Raw genomic sequence first — 16867 nt, 5'->3', positions numbered from 1 at the left:
TTGCTCCTCTCAAGCACATGCTAGTATTAAGACCAATTCAAGAAACTGATTTTGCAGCACTCAAAGCCATCGCCATTGAGTCAGGCCACGGCTTTACTTCATTGCCGGTTGACGATGAACTGTTGTCAAATAAAATCAGTCGCTCAGTAGACAGCTTCAATAAAGCGGTAAAGCAACCTTTTGACGAAGGCTATTTGTTTGTCCTTGAGGACAGCACCAGCGGAGAAATCGTTGGCACTACCGGCATTGAAGCAGCCGTCGGTATGTCGGTGCCACTGTACCACTACCATATGGGTAAAACAGTGCACCACTCAAGTACGCTTGGGGTATACAACACGGTCGATATTCTATCGATGTGTAATGATTACACCGGTTGCTCTGAAATCTGCACCTTGTTTTTACGTGAAGGACACCGCCAAGGCTTCGCTGGCCGCTTTTTATCACGCAGTCGTTTTTTATTTATGGCTGAGCATGCTGAACGCTTTAGTGAAACCGTGATTGCTGAAATGCGTGGCGTCAGTGACGAACACGGTCACTCGCCATTTTGGCAATGGTTGCAAGAGCACTTTTTCAGTATTGAGTTTCCGCAAGCAGATCACTTAGTTGGCCTCGGGGACAAAGTATTTATTTGTGAACTTATGCCCAAGTATCCCATCTATGCAAACTTACTAAGTCCTGAAGCACAAGCCGTAATTGGCCATGTGCACGAAAAAACTAAGCCTGCTTTGCGTTTATTGCAAAAAGAAGGGTTTGAACACCGCGGTTATGTCGATTTGTTCGATGCCGGCCCCACGGTGGAAGCCAGACTCGACAACATTCGCACCGTCCGAGAATCGTTCAAAGGCGAGGTGGAAATTGTCGATAGCGTACCTGAAGGTTTGCCAAGCCTAGCCATTTCCAATGGTCGGTTACAAGCGTTTCGAGCAACCTTTACCTCTCAGGCCTACCTGTGTGAGGCGGAAGAGAAAATTCAATTAACCACTGAGACCGCAGCCGCATTAGAAGTAGCTGCAGGCGATCTTATCAGTGCGTTTAAACTTTAAATTCAATGTCGTGCTAACATTTAACAAACTGTCGCCAAGACAACTAATTAGGAAACCATTATGCACAACAACGTAGATACACTATTTCAACACCTTTGGGACAACTATCTAGAGGTAACGCCGTCGGCGGTGAAAGTTCATGAGCTGTTAGGTTCAACGCAAAAAGACGATATCATTAACGACCATATCGCATTGCGTACTTTCAATATCGAAAAAGTGGGATTAGAGAAACTGGCTGCGCACTTTAAAGCCGTTGGCTATAAAGAGTGTGGAGAGTATCACTTTGAAGCCAAAAAACTCTACGCTAAGCACTTTGAGCACCAAGATCCAACTAAGCCTAAGGTATTTATTTCGGAATTATTGGTCGACCAATTCTCAGAAGAATTGCAAGCCATTGTCAAAGACATGGTGGATCAAATCGACGAGTCAGCCATCACTGCCGAAAACTTCTTGTATTCAGGTACTCACTGGCAAGTGTCTCATGAGACCTATAAAAAACTGCTTGCTGAAAGTGAGTATGCAGCTTGGATGTCGGCGTGGGGTTACCGTGCTAACCACTTCACAGTGAGCATCAATTACCTGAAAAAGTTCGAGACCATCGAAGCCGTTAACCAAGCATTAAAAGAGAATGGCTTTGAACTAAATAGTTCTGGTGGCGAAATCAAAGGCTCTCCAGAGGTGCTATTAGAGCAGTCTTCGACTCTTGCTGATCACCAAAAAGTGAACTTCACTGACGGTGAGTTTAGCATTCCAAGCTGTTTCTATGAGTTTGCATTACGCTATAACAAACCTGACGGTGAAGTGTACACCGGCTTTGTTGCAGCTTCTGCCGACAAGATTTTTGAAAGTACCAATGCCAGATAATGTATTGGCATTCCCCTTGTGCGTTATCTAATACCAATTCGCTTAATTAAGTGGTCTATTTGAGGCGAGAAAGTTCTGTCGATAACAAGGCAAAAATTTTGCTATTTAGTTGTTCTAAATAAGAAATTTTTAACGCAGTTAGCGTCGAATTTGCTCCCTCAAATTGAGCAAGTATTAATGTGGATTGGTATCAGCACTTTGCCCAAATTGTAAAGCAGCCTTAGGCTGCTTTTTTTATTCCGCCAAGTTGCTATTGCAGCCGGATCTGCTGACAAATTTCAGGCAATGTCTCGGCATTCAAACCGGGCATATAATGTTTTAGCTTAGCTAGGCTATGCGCTCTGGTTGTAGATTCCGCTGGGTTCATCACCTTATTAATCCAGGGCACAAAATAAGACACACGAGAATACACTTCACGGCTTTGATACTTTTCCGATGGCCCACCGCCATAGCGTGAGCTTACCCCTAACAGCCAAAAGTCATCATCGCGGGTAATAAACGCAGGGCCACCACTGTCACCGCCCCCGGAGATCCCCTCCAGTTCTAGCGCTTGATCGCCGCTATCAAAGCGAAACCAAAGCAGCGGCCCATCAGCTCGGTCGACCTGGTTTTGCGCCTTTCTAAGCACCCCTTTATTGGCATAGTTATCGGTGGTAATGCCGGTTTTACCATTGCCAGTGCCCCCTCTTCCGATAAGCGTGGCAATTAAGCCCGTTTCACTTTGTTCTTGGAAGAGCTTAGCGGGTTTTATATCGGTGATCGGGGACTGTAATTCAACTAAAGCAATATCGTGACTGACACCCGGCGTGTGTCCCGGATGAATATATAGCTGCTTCACCGCAACACGCTGCTCTCCTACGGCAATCCTAATTCCGGGTTCTAAACAAAAGGTAGTGTGAGCTGCCGTTAACAACCACCTTGGCGAAATTAACACACCATGGGCACCATCGACATAGAACGTCGCTAGCGCAGGAAATTCATCCAGGCTTGCAAGGTAACGCTCTGGTGCAACGTCGTGGCGGATTATAATGCCATGGCTGTTATGGCTAATTACCAGTAATAACAGCGCAACAAGTGATTTTAATTGCATGGTTTTAGTTAGCATTGCCAAGGCTTGAATGACTGACATAAGGCGTTTATTCCTTTGAATTTATTTCCTAGCTTATGAAGGAGCATTGAGGCGCTCCTCAGTAAATTGATATGATAGGTTTTTATCCTAAGATGGCAAACATTGATAATGCGCAAAACTGACAAAAAAACCGATAAACAACTGCGCCAAGCCCTGACTCAAGTGTGTGACATGGCACTTGAGCATGTGTCTGGTTTTCAATGGTTAACCCATCAAGTGACCTACCCACGGGTCGACGACACCTTAAAAGTAACCTGTGTGTTTGACACCAACGAACAGTTGCAAACCTACCTTAACTCAGAGCAAGCGAGTTTTCTAGCTAATGCAATACAGTTTGAACTGAGCAGCATTGGCGTGAAGATAAAGGCCAAGCACGGTATCCATTACGACAGTGAAGAAGAGTGCAACAAACACCACAATGGCAATTGGGCAAAACGCCTAAGCTAATTGCACCATCATTGCTTTGCTCGCAGACAAGGGTAATTTGCTGTGCTAGGTTAAAACAAATAAATAAAACTGACATATGGATGTCAAGGTTTAGCCCTAGAGTGTAGTTTGGGCTCACTCAAAAGCATTCAGCGTCTATGATTTGCTAGCGCGTTTAGTTTAGGCAAGCGCTCTAACGCCATTAAAGGAGTTATCATGACTGCTCACGTTTCACCTATTGCGCCATTACAACGGCAGTTAAGTGTTAAGCCACCCATGCAACACCCAGCCATGGACTCAAAAAAGCACTACAAGCAAGAACTAAAATATTGGCAAACTCAGCTGTTGCACACTCAGCAAGCCTACTACCATCAAGGCCGCAGAGCCATCATCGTATTTGAAGGCTGGGATGCCAGTGGTAAAGGCGGTGCCATTCGCCGCATGACGGAAAAACTCGACCCTCGAGGCTTTACCGTTTACCCCATTGCCGCCCCCGACCCTATAGAGCAAGGGCGCCACTACCTTTACCGCTTTCAAACCAAGCTACCCGCGCCTGGCACCATGACCATTTTCGACCGCTCATACTATGGCCGCGTCTTAGTTGAGCGTGTAGAAGGCTTTGCCAGCGAGAGCCAATGGCAACGAGCCTATCAAGAAATTAATGAGTTTGAGCGTTTGCTGGTGGATGACGATGTGAAAATCATCAAGCTGTTTATGCACATTTCCGATCAAGAGCAGCTAAAACGCTTTTCTGAACGATTGAATAACCCCTATAAGCGCTGGAAGCTCACCGAAGAAGATATACGTAACCGCGGCAAGCGAGAACAGTATGAGCAAGCTATTGATGATATGTTTGCGCAAACCGACACCCACCTTGCCCCATGGCACTTAGTGCTCGCTGAGCATAAATGGTATGCCCGAGTGGAGGTTTTGAAAACCGTGGTAAACGCGCTCAGCGAAGGGGTCAATACGGCCCCGCCGGCAATTGACCAAGATTTAGTGACACTTGCCAAGTCGCAACTTGGTATCGTTCATAAGGAGGACTAAGCAATGACCCGACAACAGCAGCTCGAGAACTATTTTAATGAACGCGAAGGCTTGGCTGCAGCAAGCCAAAGTACCAAGTTTGATAAAATGCGCCTCAGCCCTTTTCGGTTTTTCCGAGGCAGCGCCGCACTCATGTACCAAGACTTAGCTGATAACACCCTAGTGTTGCCTGAGCCACTTACCGAACTGCCACTCACCTACATTATGGGCGATTGCCACACGGGTAATTTTGGCTTTCATAGCGAAGAAGGAAGCCATGGCGACAGCCTCATTTTTGAGCCCAATGATTTTGATGATGCTTGTGTCGGTCACGCCGTGTGGGATTTATTTCGCTACTTGGTGAGCCTCCCTCTCACGCAACTTGAAGGGGCCAGACTGCAAGAATCCGCCACCGACGTTAAAGACAAAAGCAAGCCTTTGGTGAGCAAAGAGCAAGTGTCGCAAGCGCAGTTTGATTTTGTCAATCACTACCTCAGAGCTTGCCAACAATCACTAGACTACCAAGTCGACAGCAACACTGGATTATTAAGCTTTGATGATAACCATATTCTCCATAAGCGCTGGCAAAAAGGCTTGCAACGTATGGCTGGCGGCGCAGCTTTTACCATTAAAAGCACCTTGGCGAAAGAAATTGATTTAAGCCAAAAACCACTGCGCTTTCGTGAAGACAAATTAAAATTTAAGCGCCTTGACCCCGATGTGGAAGAAAACTTAATTCATCATTTTGCACCCTATGTTGATGATGCCATTTTAGATTGTGTCGAGCGCGTTGATCAGGGCACCGGATCGCTGCATCTAAACCGCTACTATCTGTTAGTGGGGCCTGCGCAACAAAAACCCACCAAGGATATTTTGCCGCTGTGTCATATCGTTGAGATCAAGCAACAACAGTTGGCTTCGCCGCTGGCGTTTTTTTCTGATCTTAGCCCCATTAATCGCCTCGACCCGGCTCACTTAACGGTGAACAGCCAACGCAAAATGCAGCGTCGTCCTGATCTGATCCTCGACAACGCCCTGTGGCAAGGTGCACATTGGTTGGTGCGTTCCCGTCATCATGCGCGCGTGGGCATAGATCCTGAGGACATTACCACGGGTAAACGAGCAGCGAAAAAATCTGGCTTTAGTCAATATGCTCAAGCTTGCGGTGAAGCCCTAGCGTTGTCACACATGCGCGCAGACAGGCGCTCGCTGCATTTTCAAGCGAGCTGTGTTGAAACCCTGCCAAATTTAACCGATGAGTTGGTCAAGCTTGCTCAGAGTTACAGTGACCAAGTGATTGCCGATTGGCAGTGGTTTTGTCAGCAGCAACCTGAGCAGCCAGCCTAGAGGATGAACTGAGCAGGGTTATGTTGCTGATCGCTGCTCATCTTCCTCGCTTTGTTTCACTTTCGCAATGTCATAAATGGCGCCATCTTCGGCAATTATTAACTCACCGCTGTAGTGACTTTTTGCTTCTGCAATTAAGGGTTGTAAGCTACCTGGGCCATGATAGCGAACACTGAAATGGGTTAACGCCAATCGCGGGATACGTGTGTGCTCGGCAAATTGCGCCACTCTTTTGGCATCACTGTGGCCGGTGTGAAAGCCCACCTGATGCAAGTCGGCGGTTGTGAAGGTGGCCTCATGGACCAGCAAGTCGATGTTATCAACGTGGTTGCTCAGCAGCGCTGGCTTTTCGTTGTCGCCACAAATAATCACCACTCGGGGGCGCCAGCTATAAAAAGTGTATTGCTGTGCATACAGCCGTTGACCTTGATACTCAACATCATGGCCTTTTTGCAACGCATTAAAGTGACTGCCACTGGCTATGCCTTGTTGTTTGAGCTTTGCAAGACGCAGCTTTCTGGGAATATTACGCTCGGTAAACTTAAAACCAACACTGGCCACACGGTGTTTCAGGACGATCATCTCTACTTTAGCAACGCTTAACTCAATGTCATCAGAGAGGTGTTCAAGGGCCTCTGTGATTAAATCAAAACCCAGTTTCACTTGCGTCAAACTAAAACAGTGCATGACAAACGCAATCACCGCTTGTGGTGCAATTAACCTCAGGGGCTGGGTTCTGCCGTTCATCGCCATCGACGACAACAGCCCAGGTAAACCATAGCAATGGTCGCCATGTAAGTGACTAATACAAATGGCTTCAAGGTGATGTAATGACAAATTACTGTGCAAAAGCGCATGTTGTGTGCCCTCGGCACAATCCACCAACAGCCAGGCTTTAGTGGTATCAAAGCTTACCGCCGTAGCCGACATGTTTCTTTGTTTGGATGGACTACCAGAAGAAGTGCCTAAGAAATGTACTTTCACTGCAAAACCATTTACATTCATATTATCTCACTGAATTGTAGCGAATAACGCCAATGTATGTGAACTACTCAATGCGCTATCTAGCGAATAGTATGGCCATCAAAGGAGCCGATGATGAATATTAAACAGTCCGAAAGCCAAGTATTAGTTGTCGATATTCAAGAAAAATTCCGACCCCATATTGCAGCGTTTCACGATGTTGAGGAGCGCGTTAAGATTTTACTTCAAGCGGCCACTACCCTTGCTATCCCCGCCGTGATATTTGAGCAGTATCCGCAAGGCTTAGGTCACACTGCCACCAGCCTGTTGTCTTTTGACTTGCCCGTGGTTGAAAAAACCGTATTTAGTGCCTATGAAAGTAGTGAGTGCCGCGAAGCAGTGCAACGCTCAGAGCGAGACACTGTGATAGTGGTAGGACTAGAAAGCCACATTTGTGTGCAGCAGACCGTGAACGATTTATTGGCAGATAATTTTAATGTAGTACTGGTAGCAGATGGCATTTGTGCTCGAAATTCAAAACACAGTGACTGGGCACTGTCGCAAATGCAAGCCGATGGCGCACGGGTGCTTAGTGTCGAGTCCATTTTATTTCAGTGGCTAAAATCCGCTAAGCATGAAGACTTTAAGGCGATTTCCGCATTGATTAAGTGATCCTGTGTTACTTGATTGGCGTAAAGCAATAACGAGGTGAACAATGAAAAACGAATTAGACAGCAAGTTTCTATTGGCCGTGTTCGAGCATATTCAAAACCATGGCGAAGTGACTGAAGAAGGCAAAATGTACCAAGGCGTAACGGCGTATGCCGACCCCGACGGTTACACCATTTATCTGCAAGGCAGCGGCGTGTTGCTGCGCTCGGGGTTTCATAATACCTATCACTTGGATTATGAACACGACAACTTAAAAGACAGCTTTATTAAAAAGCTTGAGTTTATTTACAAAGAGGCGAATGAGTAGTTTATATCCTAGAACCTCCGTTGGTCGTCGTCCGCGGCGACCTCGAGCTGAATCGAAACAAACACGCCATTACATTGACCGCGTCATCACAGAGCTACTGCAGCAGCCGCATAAACTGTCTATCATCAAAGCCAACTGCGAATATTACCGCCAGCAAAGCTACTTAAAACGTGGCTTTTTGTTGGCCATAGAGCGCTTTGATTGGGTTTTTGCGGTAGACGATGACGTTGAACGCATCTGCCAGCAAATTTTAGCCGATGATTACATTGGCAAGCGCTTGCGCCGCTACCCACTGTTGTACAAAGGGGTGTTAGATGATTAACTTGGTCTGGCTTAAGCGAGATCTTAGAGTGAGCGACCATCGTCCACTTTATGAAGCCAGCCGAAATGGTCTACCTACCCTAGTATTGTATGTGATTGAACCGCCCTATTGGCAGCTAGCCGACAGCAGTGCACGGCAATTTCAATTTATTGCCAGCTCTTTGTTGTGCCTTGCCAAGCAGTTACAGGCATTAAGTGGCACCCTCACGGTACGCCAAGGCGATGTTGTGGAGGTTTTCAATAAAATTCACCAGCACATTGCCGTGGCACATGTTTTTTGCCATCAAGAAACCGGCAATACTTGGACCTATGAGCGCGATAAAAAAGTGCTTAAGTGGTGTCGTGAGCAGAATGTTGCTTATCATGAGTATCGCCAACAAGCGGTGTTTCGCGGCTCGGTTGACCGCGACCAATGGCAGCAACTCGCCGATAGGTGGCTGTTTAGCGAGCCTTACCCTAGCCCACGGATAAGCCCCTTACTGTCGCAGCACAGTGGCTTAGAGTTACTAGAGCACTACCCAGGTAATGATGACTGCTGGGCCAAAAGCCCTCAGCGTGGCGGGTTGGATGCTGCCGAACACACCCTTAACAGCTTTTTTGAGCAACGTATTAACCAGTATTTATTCGGTATTTCCAGTCCGGTAAAGTCGCCTAGCGCAAGCTCGCGATTAAGTCCGTATTTGGCCTATGGAGTACTGAGTTTACGCCAAGTGATACAACAAGCGGCGGCGCTTGAATGCGACAACAAACGCAACAAGAGCGGGTTTTTATCGCGGCTTTTTTGGCATAGCCATTTTGTACAAAAACTTGAAACGGAGCCGGCGTATTGCGAACACGCGGTGCACTCCTCACTGTTACAAATGCGCGCCGCAGAGTTTGATGAAGACAAATTCCAGCGCTGGAGTACAGGCACCACTGGCGTGCCCTTTGTCGATGCCTGTATTCGCATGCTGATTAACAGCGGCTGGATAAACTTTCGTATGCGTGCCATGTTAATGGCCTACGCCAGCTATCATTTGTGGTTAGATTGGCCTAAACCCGCCGCTCGCTTAGCGGCTTTGTTTGTTGATTATGAACCGGGGATCCACTATCCCCAAGTGCAAATGCAATCGGGCACCACGGGTATAAACCCATTTCGTATTTACAATCCGGTGAGCCAAGGTGAAAAATACGACCCCGATGGCGCGTTTATTCGCCGCTATGTTCCTGAACTAGATCATGTGCCCGATCATTACATCCATACTCCTTGGTTGTACCCAGGCTTAAAAGAAGACCGCTACTACTTGTTACCCACGCCGCCGGAAGAAGCCGCTAGAGAGGCAAAACAGCGTATTGGCGATTTCTACAAACAGCATGTCGACCAGTCCGAAACCAAGCGCGTGGTGAAGGTGCATGCCTCACGTAAACGTCGCCCCCGCAACAAGAAAACCTCTAACAAGCGCGATGATAAACAACTGAACCTGTTTTAACTTTGCCTTTATTGGCATATGTTACTTGCCCTAAAAACAGGACAAATAGCCGCTTTAACATGATCTCTTAGGCAAAAAGTGGTAAGGTTTCGGCATTTTTTGGAACTGAGAAAAAAGCTATGTCAAATGCTGTAGAGACGCAAGCTGATAATCAGGAGCCGCAGCAGCCAAAAGGTGGATTATTTAACCGCTTTTTAGCTACTGTTGAGTTTCTTGGGAACATGCTTCCCCACCCTATCACCTTATTTGCAATGTTTTGTATTGCCATTGTGGTATTCAGTGGCATTGCCGACTGGATGGGCCTGTCGGCCATCGACCCTCGCCCTGAGGGAGCCGCTGGACGCGACCCTGATGGTGTCATTGAAGTTGTAAGCCTGTTAAGTGCAGAGGGCCTACAACGCATTGTAACCGGTTTGGTTACTAACTTTACTGGCTTTGCGCCGCTTGGCACCGTATTGGTTGCCTTGCTGGGTGTGAGCGTTGCCGAGCATTCTGGCCTACTCTCTGCGGCCATGCGTGGCATGGTGATGGGCGCTTCTAAGCGTTTGGTTACCTTTATGGTGGTGTTTGCTGCTATTTTATCTAATACCGCCTCAGAGTTAGGTTACGTGGTGCTGATCCCGCTTGCGGCGATGATTTTCCATAGCCTAGGAAGACACCCACTGGCTGGTCTTGCCGCCGCGTTTGCCGGTGTTTCTGGTGGTTACAGTGCCAACTTGCTGTTAGGCACCATTGACCCGCTATTAGCCGGTATCACCACACCTGCAGCGCAAATGATCGACCCCACTTATCAGGTAGGCCCAGAAGCAAACTGGTACTTCATGATGATCTCGGTGTTTTTAATTGCCACAGTAGGTACCCTTGTTACTGAGAAAATTGTTGAGCCACGCCTTGGCAAATACAACCCAGATGAAGCCAGCATTGATCTTAACGACAACAACATTGAAAAACTTACCGCCACAGAAAAGTCTGGTCTAAAATGGGCCGGTGTGGCCTTGCTGGTTATGTGTGCCATCTTAGCCTACACCATAGTGCCAGAAGACGGTATTTTGCGTCATCCAGAAACCGGTGAAGTAGCCGGCTCGCCGTTCCTTAAAGGCATTGTGGTATTTATTTTTGTGACCTTTGCCATCCCAGGCTTTGTTTATGGCCGCGTTGTTGGCACCATGAAAAACGACCGCGATGTCATTGATGCCATGAGTAAAAGCATGGGCTCGATGGGCATGTACATTGTGCTGGTCTTCTTTGCGGCGCAGTTTGTAGCCTTCTTTAAGTGGACCAACCTAGGTACTATTTTAGCCATTAATGGCGCAGCATTACTGCAAGCGCTGAACTTAACGGGCCCAGAAGTATTTGTGCTGTTTATTTTAATGTGCGCCATGGTGAACTTAAGCTTAGGCTCTTCATCAGCGCAATGGGCGGTTACCGCACCAATTTTTGTGCCTATGCTAATGTTGATTGGCTATGCCCCAGAAACCATTCAAGCGGCGTACAGAATTGGCGACTCAGTCACCAACCTCATTACCCCCATGATGAGTTACTTCGGCTTGATACTGGCGGTGGCCACCAAGTACAAAAAAGACATGGGCATAGGGACGCTTGTTGCTACTATGCTGCCGTATAGCATGTTCTTCTTTATTGGCTGGGTATTGCTGTTTTATGTTTGGGTGTTTGGTTTAGGCTTACCTGTAGGACCTAACTCGCCAATTTATTACAACCCATAGCCTGACTATGAAATTATCTAAATGCCAGCTTTTGCTGGCATTTTTTATTTGAGAAATCCGCCACTGTCACCTAAGGTTGAATAGGACACAGCAAAGAAGGAGCCTACTTTCAGCCATTTCACACTACCGCCGCTCTTTTTTAACTGTTTTCCTTGTGGTAGTTGTGACCTAACATTAGGTGAACTATGTATACACTCTTTTATTATCCCGACAGCGCAAGCCTAGCCCCGCACATACTCCTTGAAATGATTGGAGCGCCTTATCAACTGGAACTGGTGGATATCGCCAAAAACGTTCATCGCAGCAGTCAATATTTACAACTCAGTCCGGCTGGACAGGTCCCCGCTCTGGTGGATAATGACTTTACCCTCTTTGACAGTGCCGCCATTTCACAATACCTCTGTGAAAAGCACCCAGATAAACAACTGCTTCCCGCTGAAAAGCAGCAGCGAGCCCAGAGCATTCAGTGGCTTCATTTTATGAATGCCACAATTCAAAGTGACTTGTTGATGTACATGTATCCCGAGCGCCACACCCAAAGTGCCCTAATGTACGATGACCTGATCCGCTCACAACAAACTCGCCTAGAAGAAGCCTTTTTGGTCATTAATAAGCACCTTGGTGACAACCACTACTTCTTCGCCGAACAATTTACCCTCTGCGACAGCTACTTATATATGCTGATCACACGCGCCAAAGCATTAATTGATAAAACCCCATCATTAAAAAACTTAAAACGCTATTCACGGCAGTTATCCGCCATGCCAGCCATTGGAAAGGTGCTAGAAATGGCTGAAGCCTAGCAACATGGCGTTGAAAACAGGTTAGTAATGAAATAACTGCTCTGCGCTATGCTGTTAAGCCCTATCACATAAGTGTGTTTGTACGCCTTGCAAGCACACCTAACTGCTTTGCTACTACCTCCATTTGCACTAGCTTTATGATAACATTGACGTTTGTACCAGCAGCCAAACCAAGTTATGTCCATTCTAAGTCGTTACCAAGATGAGCTTGCCAATAAAAATTTAACCCCAGATCCTGCTCAACGTGAGGCCATTCTGGCCTTAGATGCGCTGTCTCTTGCTTTGGCCAAAGGCCAACACAGTAAAGGCATTTACTTTTATGGGCCTGTTGGTCGCGGTAAAACCATGCTCATGGACTGGTTTTATCAATCGACGCCAGTGACAACCAAGAAACGGTTGCACTTTCATCACTTTATGCAGCAGGTGCACAAGGAATTAAATCAAATTCAAGGGGTGAGAGATCCGCTAAATCTGGTTGCCAAAAATTGGGCAGAAACCACCTCACTGCTGTGTTTTGACGAGTTTTTTGTCACCGATATTGGTGACGCCATTATCATGGCACGGCTATTCGACGCCTTGTTTGCCCAAAGGGTAACCTTGGTTGCCACGTCAAATTGTCATCCAACTGAGTTATACAAAGACGGCCTACACCGAGACCGCTTTGAACCCACCATCGAGCTATTAATGCAGTATTGCCAAATAATAAGTGTAAGTGGTGAGACCGACCATAGGTTGCATAAGGCCAGTGGCGCTAAGCATTACTACATCGACCAGCAACAGGCCTTTTGGCATGCTTTTGCTCAGGCAGGTGGCGAGATAAAAACCACCACCCTTAACATTAATAATCGCCCTATTACCGCCCTGGGTGGCAACGACAATATTATTTGTTTTGACTTTATGACGCTGTGCTCAAGCCCACGAGCAACCGCAGACTACATTGAACTGGCACAGCATTACCAAGCGATATTTCTCGCCAATGTGCCCACCCTAGGTGTGCTTGACGATAGTAAATCCCTGGCTCAAGGCACAGAAGAAGGCTATATCCGCCCGGATGACCCAAGTTTAAACAAAATAGGCGATGACGAAGCAAGACGCCTAATCGCACTCATCGATGAGTGTTATGAAGCTAAAGTATTAGTGGTGTTCCTAGCAGAAGCCGCAATCACAGACATTTACCAAGGCGAGCAATTAGAGTTCGCTTTTGCTCGCTGTATTAGCCGCGTGACTGAAATGCAAAGCTGGGTTCTTTAAAGCGGGTGGTGTTTAGCTCTATATGTTAGCCTAGTGCTTATCTGCTGCATATGAGCTGCCAGTCGAGTTTGTGCCATAAGCAGCCATTAATAATGCCAAAATAATCGACACATAATAGCTGGTGAAACTGAGCGAACAAGGAACGTGAGACCAAGGTTAGAGCTCCACCTTGATAGACTTTTAGTTACCGGCTACACCTACAGTTGAAATATAAATCAACAAGATACCAAATAGAAAAGAACCGAAGCCCGCAGGCCTGAATGTACTTTTAAATTTGTGAGCAGACCAAATAGCAAATTTTCTGTGTTTGGCTGAGCCTGTAATAATAAGCCCTAACCCAATGGTGATAAGTAAACACCCAATTCCAAATACTAGCTGTGGATACAGTGTCGAATTGCTAAAAAGGACAAACCCAAACCCTGCAATTAGGCGAGATATAACCTCAAACCAGTGGAAATATGGCTTTTTACTGAATTCAATTATGCCATTTGACCAGTAATTTGGACTAACGATCATAATTAAACTTAAACACATCATTAGTATGCCAAACGCCGCTATGAAATACATCGAAATCTCCTTGGCAACTAATGCCCTTTTAAGCGGCAAATTACAGTTGGCTAAAATAAGTGAGGGCACGAACGAAAAGCCAACTGTAATTTGCCGACTTGAAAACTTTTTTATGTTACTGTATCAACCATTTTTTTATTTGATATTTTTAATGCTGAAACAACAATGCAGCCTGTAATTACTACAGCAATTAAATCCAACCAATCAAAGACACCTGTTCCTAAAATTGGCTGAATTACCTCGTATATTACACAACCAACCACTACCCAAAATGCTGAGGTCGGTGCTTTTTTGAAAGACTCTTTTGATAACCCGATTAAAAGAAAAATCGTAGTAATAGTTCCTGTAATACTTGGCAAATAGTTAGCTAAGCCAAAATCAGCAATTTGATTGGAGTAAACCCAATCACGATAATATGTATCACCGAGATGTGTTAAAACTAGAAAAGCAACTCCAGTTATAATAAATACTATTCGAATATTACTCATACTTTCCTTAGCAAAAAATAACGTTTTAGTATAAATACGGACGCAGTACGCCTAATCGCTTGTTGAACTGGGCTGCTACCTACACGCCGTATCCGGCTGGTGTGGTTTATGCTATGGTGGTTTGCTTTTGAGAGTGACTGTTAACTTGAAACATTTATGCTACTAAACGCCACAACCTGACTCTATCCCTGCCTGAACAACGTTATTTATGAGTTCCATTAAACCTATTTTTTCACGCTTTGGCAAGGTTCTAAGACTTTGGCACAGCCGAACTTGCTCTACCTTTCAACACTCTTTGGCACAGTGGCATTAATCGCTTTACTCTGGCAACCACATCGGGTTGCTATCTCGTTCGTACAACCTCTCCTTCTGGTTCATTAATTTACGCTCGTTGAGCGCTTCTGACAGCTTGACCGCTGCTCCACATTGACTGCGTATCATCGTCAGCTTTTTTGCCCTGCATGCATTTGCCAAGAGCCCATAATGCCGTATTCTCACAAACCCTCTGGGCTGCACATGGGACAGGTTGCGCCCGATAAACGCTTCATGACTCGTCGACATGACCCGCTGGCGGTTACCATTCGTTGGATCTCGGTAAGCAAAGCGTACCAGGCCACCACTTATATTAATCAGCCGAGAGTCATGCACATGCCTTTGTTTGTATACCGACCAAGGTAACTGACCAGCTTCTCGCTGTATTTAAGACATGGTTTGCTATTCACCCACCACTTTTTAGCAAGTTCAGTGTCTTGCCATTAACTACACGCTTCACCAATGGTCGTGTTGCTAAAATGCAAGCTGGTCTCTTTGAAGTAGATGGCCTTAAGGTATGTGTTTTAGCTAAGTACTAATCTGCTGCATATCATCTGACAATCCGCTATCTGCCAAAAACTGACGTTCAGCTTTAACTCGTTTATGACCAGAGATGAAGATTACCGCTTGTCTTGATAAGTAATAAACCCAGCAAACCATTTTAATTGGGTGTCAACAGTCCGCAAAAAGCATTTTTTGGTTAGCATATAATCTTCGATAGAGTTTAAAAATGGAGAGCATGTTTACATCATCATAGCTTGAATCTTGAGCTGTATATATACAGTTTGGTTGCATTGCCTATATAGTCAAGAAAACGAGCAAATGGGTCGTTTTCTACTTTTTTAAAAAGGTGATATTGCTAAAAATAATTATTTAGCAATAGGTTAAGATATATGATAAAACTGGTTTAATCAGATAAACGACCCAGCCAATGGTAAGAAAAACGACCCGTTGGGTCGATATTAAATTGTTATGGGGCTTAAATTCAAAACAACATTATAATAAGGTGGCTAGGTGAGATTACACGAAATCAAGATCGACAATTTTAGAAAATTAAAAGGTTGTACGATTGGCTTTAGAGACTCGACTTTTCTAATTGGTGCAAATAATGCTGGTAAATCTAGTGTGTTTTCAGCAATTCAACTTCTACATAGTGCTAAGAATGCGCTTAGAGAAGATTATTCGAAAACATACAATGAAGAAGAAGATTTGTATGAATATTCCGAAGAAATTGAAATGGTTGCGGAATACCACAATTTACCAGAAGAGGCTAAAGAGTGGGTTGGTTTTAAAGGAAGAATTATTAGGGCTGAAGCCCCTTTAGCAGATGAAACCGAGAACAGTATAGTTTACAAAAAGGTTTGGTCTATCAAACAGTCAAAACCAAAAGTTTACATGCTTGAATACCCCAAAGCGCCTAAAGACCAGTTTGTTGGTGCAACACAAGTATCTGAGTTGGTGGGCGATAGCTTCACTGAAGAGTTTTTGAAAGAATTCTTCGGTGACGGTAACTTTACAAAAAAGCTAACCATTAAAGCAGTTAAAGAAAAACTTGAAGATTTAACTGAATACTGGGAAGTCCAAGAAGATCAAGAACCCGAATGGGTTGAAAATCCAGGAGGTATTCCTGGTAACGTACTTTCTAAATTACCTCGTATAGTTGTTGTACCAGCTGAATCATGCGTATCTGAATTGACATCAAGCAACGGAGCATTGCATTCTCTTTTGGGCGATTTATTTGAACAAGTGCGGTCTCACTCAGAAAACTATGAACAAGCACAACGTTTTCTAAACGAATTAGCATCCGAGTTAAATCCAAGTGATACTGACACTGACTTTGGTAAGTTAATCCAAGAACTAAATGGTATGGTTCACAACTTGTTCCCAGATTCGTCTGTCCATGTTTCCGCTGCATTAGATAAACCAGAGAAAACTATTAAACCTCAGTTTTCAGTTGAACTGGAAAGCAATGTAAAGACAGAAGTTTCATACCAAGGTCACGGCATGATCAGAGCAACAGCTTTCCAATTACTAAGATTTGTACAGGAATTTGTAAATAAAAATGCAAATAACCCTAGAAGTACAATTTTCTGCTTTGAGGGTAGTGTTTAGAAATCTGTGTCATTTCACTAGAATATACAAAAGAGGAATGATA

17 protein-coding genes and 1 pseudogene are annotated in these 16867 nt (G+C 45.3%); 13 read left to right on the top strand and 5 right to left on the bottom strand.

Features of this window, described 5'->3' with window-relative positions; genetic code table 11:
- Positions 1 to 17 precede the first annotated feature (17 nt).
- Both astA and ACNKW2_RS12210 read left to right on the top strand, forming a co-directional pair.
- Positions 18 to 1043, top strand: coding sequence for an arginine N-succinyltransferase (gene astA, locus ACNKW2_RS12215; RefSeq protein WP_419148828.1), 1026 nt, complete (start codon positions 18 to 20; stop codon positions 1041 to 1043).
- A gap of 60 nt (positions 1044 to 1103) precedes the next feature.
- Positions 1104 to 1907 carry a DUF1338 domain-containing protein gene (locus tag ACNKW2_RS12210; protein ID WP_419148827.1) on the top strand — a complete coding sequence of 268 codons (804 nt, stop codon included), beginning with the start codon at positions 1104 to 1106 and terminating at the stop codon, positions 1905 to 1907.
- Between the two features lie 250 nt (positions 1908 to 2157).
- On the opposite strand, the gene ACNKW2_RS12205 is transcribed toward ACNKW2_RS12210, so the two are convergent.
- Positions 2158 to 3036, bottom strand: coding sequence for a S1 family peptidase (locus tag ACNKW2_RS12205; RefSeq protein WP_419148826.1), 879 nt, complete (start codon positions 3034 to 3036; stop codon positions 2158 to 2160).
- A 108-nt stretch (positions 3037 to 3144) separates the two neighbouring features.
- Between ACNKW2_RS12205 and ACNKW2_RS12200 the strand changes: the two genes are divergently transcribed.
- The 3 genes from ACNKW2_RS12200 to ACNKW2_RS12190 all read left to right on the top strand — a co-directional run bounded on the left by ACNKW2_RS12200 (position 3145) and on the right by ACNKW2_RS12190 (position 5835).
- Positions 3145 to 3483: a Fis family transcriptional regulator gene (locus ACNKW2_RS12200; protein ID WP_419148825.1), complete on the top strand. Its 339-nt coding sequence runs from the start codon at positions 3145 to 3147 to the stop codon at positions 3481 to 3483.
- A gap of 195 nt (positions 3484 to 3678) precedes the next feature.
- Positions 3679 to 4509 carry a polyphosphate kinase 2 family protein gene (locus tag ACNKW2_RS12195; RefSeq protein WP_419148824.1) on the top strand — a complete coding sequence of 277 codons (831 nt, stop codon included), beginning with the start codon at positions 3679 to 3681 and terminating at the stop codon, positions 4507 to 4509.
- A 3-nt stretch (positions 4510 to 4512) separates the two neighbouring features.
- Positions 4513 to 5835 carry a DUF2252 family protein gene (locus ACNKW2_RS12190; protein WP_419148823.1) on the top strand — a complete coding sequence of 441 codons (1323 nt, stop codon included), beginning with the start codon at positions 4513 to 4515 and terminating at the stop codon, positions 5833 to 5835.
- Positions 5836 to 5853: 18 nt separating this feature from the next.
- On the opposite strand, the gene ACNKW2_RS12185 is transcribed toward ACNKW2_RS12190, so the two are convergent.
- Positions 5854 to 6840 (bottom strand): ribonuclease Z, encoded by a 987-nt coding sequence (locus tag ACNKW2_RS12185; protein WP_419148822.1) that lies wholly within the window; start codon positions 6838 to 6840, stop codon positions 5854 to 5856.
- Between the two features lie 90 nt (positions 6841 to 6930).
- Here ACNKW2_RS12185 and ACNKW2_RS12180 point away from each other — a divergent pair, with 90 nt between their 5' ends.
- The 7 genes from ACNKW2_RS12180 to zapE all read left to right on the top strand — a co-directional run bounded on the left by ACNKW2_RS12180 (position 6931) and on the right by zapE (position 13345).
- Positions 6931 to 7470: an isochorismatase family protein gene (locus ACNKW2_RS12180; protein WP_419148821.1), complete on the top strand. Its 540-nt coding sequence runs from the start codon at positions 6931 to 6933 to the stop codon at positions 7468 to 7470.
- Positions 7471 to 7513: 43 nt separating this feature from the next.
- Positions 7514 to 7777, top strand: a complete 264-nt coding sequence (locus ACNKW2_RS12175; RefSeq protein ID WP_419148820.1) for a DUF3081 domain-containing protein — start codon at positions 7514 to 7516, stop codon at positions 7775 to 7777.
- Positions 7770 to 8099, top strand: coding sequence for a hypothetical protein (locus ACNKW2_RS12170; RefSeq protein WP_419148819.1), 330 nt, complete (start codon positions 7770 to 7772; stop codon positions 8097 to 8099). The genes ACNKW2_RS12175 and ACNKW2_RS12170 overlap by 8 nt, the downstream gene beginning before the upstream one ends.
- Positions 8092 to 9567 carry an FAD-binding domain-containing protein gene (locus ACNKW2_RS12165; RefSeq protein ID WP_419148818.1) on the top strand — a complete coding sequence of 492 codons (1476 nt, stop codon included), beginning with the start codon at positions 8092 to 8094 and terminating at the stop codon, positions 9565 to 9567. The genes ACNKW2_RS12170 and ACNKW2_RS12165 overlap by 8 nt, the downstream gene beginning before the upstream one ends.
- 119 nt (positions 9568 to 9686) lie before the next feature.
- Positions 9687 to 11291 (top strand): AbgT family transporter, encoded by a 1605-nt coding sequence (locus ACNKW2_RS12160; protein ID WP_419148817.1) that lies wholly within the window; start codon positions 9687 to 9689, stop codon positions 11289 to 11291.
- A gap of 185 nt (positions 11292 to 11476) precedes the next feature.
- On the top strand, positions 11477 to 12094 hold the full coding sequence (locus tag ACNKW2_RS12155) for a glutathione S-transferase family protein (RefSeq protein WP_419148816.1): 618 nt from the start codon (positions 11477 to 11479) through the stop codon (positions 12092 to 12094).
- A 177-nt stretch (positions 12095 to 12271) separates the two neighbouring features.
- Positions 12272 to 13345, top strand: coding sequence for a cell division protein ZapE (gene zapE / locus ACNKW2_RS12150; RefSeq protein WP_419148815.1), 1074 nt, complete (start codon positions 12272 to 12274; stop codon positions 13343 to 13345).
- A 180-nt stretch (positions 13346 to 13525) separates the two neighbouring features.
- On the opposite strand, the gene ACNKW2_RS12145 is transcribed toward zapE, so the two are convergent.
- The 3 genes and pseudogenes from ACNKW2_RS12145 to ACNKW2_RS12135 all read right to left on the bottom strand — a co-directional run.
- On the bottom strand, positions 13526 to 13912 hold the full coding sequence (locus tag ACNKW2_RS12145; RefSeq protein ID WP_419148814.1) for a hypothetical protein: 387 nt from the start codon (positions 13910 to 13912) through the stop codon (positions 13526 to 13528).
- Positions 13913 to 14022: 110 nt separating this feature from the next.
- Entirely contained in the window at positions 14023 to 14400 is a 378-nt protein-coding gene (locus ACNKW2_RS12140; RefSeq protein WP_419148813.1) for a hypothetical protein, read from the bottom strand.
- A gap of 318 nt (positions 14401 to 14718) precedes the next feature.
- Positions 14719 to 15134: pseudogene (locus tag ACNKW2_RS12135) on the bottom strand (transposase); the annotation flags it as partial.
- 592 nt (positions 15135 to 15726) lie between these two features.
- Here ACNKW2_RS12135 and ACNKW2_RS12130 point away from each other — a divergent pair.
- Positions 15727 to 16824, top strand: a complete 1098-nt coding sequence (locus ACNKW2_RS12130) for an AAA family ATPase (RefSeq protein WP_419148811.1) — start codon at positions 15727 to 15729, stop codon at positions 16822 to 16824.
- Positions 16825 to 16867 lie beyond the last annotated feature (43 nt).

It is taken from the genome of Pseudoalteromonas 'SMAR' (assembly GCF_048515945.1).
In the GTDB taxonomy this organism is placed as follows: Bacteria; Pseudomonadota; Gammaproteobacteria; order Enterobacterales; family Alteromonadaceae; genus Pseudoalteromonas.
The sequence above is the reverse complement of the archived record's forward strand: the minus strand, read 5'-3'. Positions and strand labels throughout refer to the sequence as shown.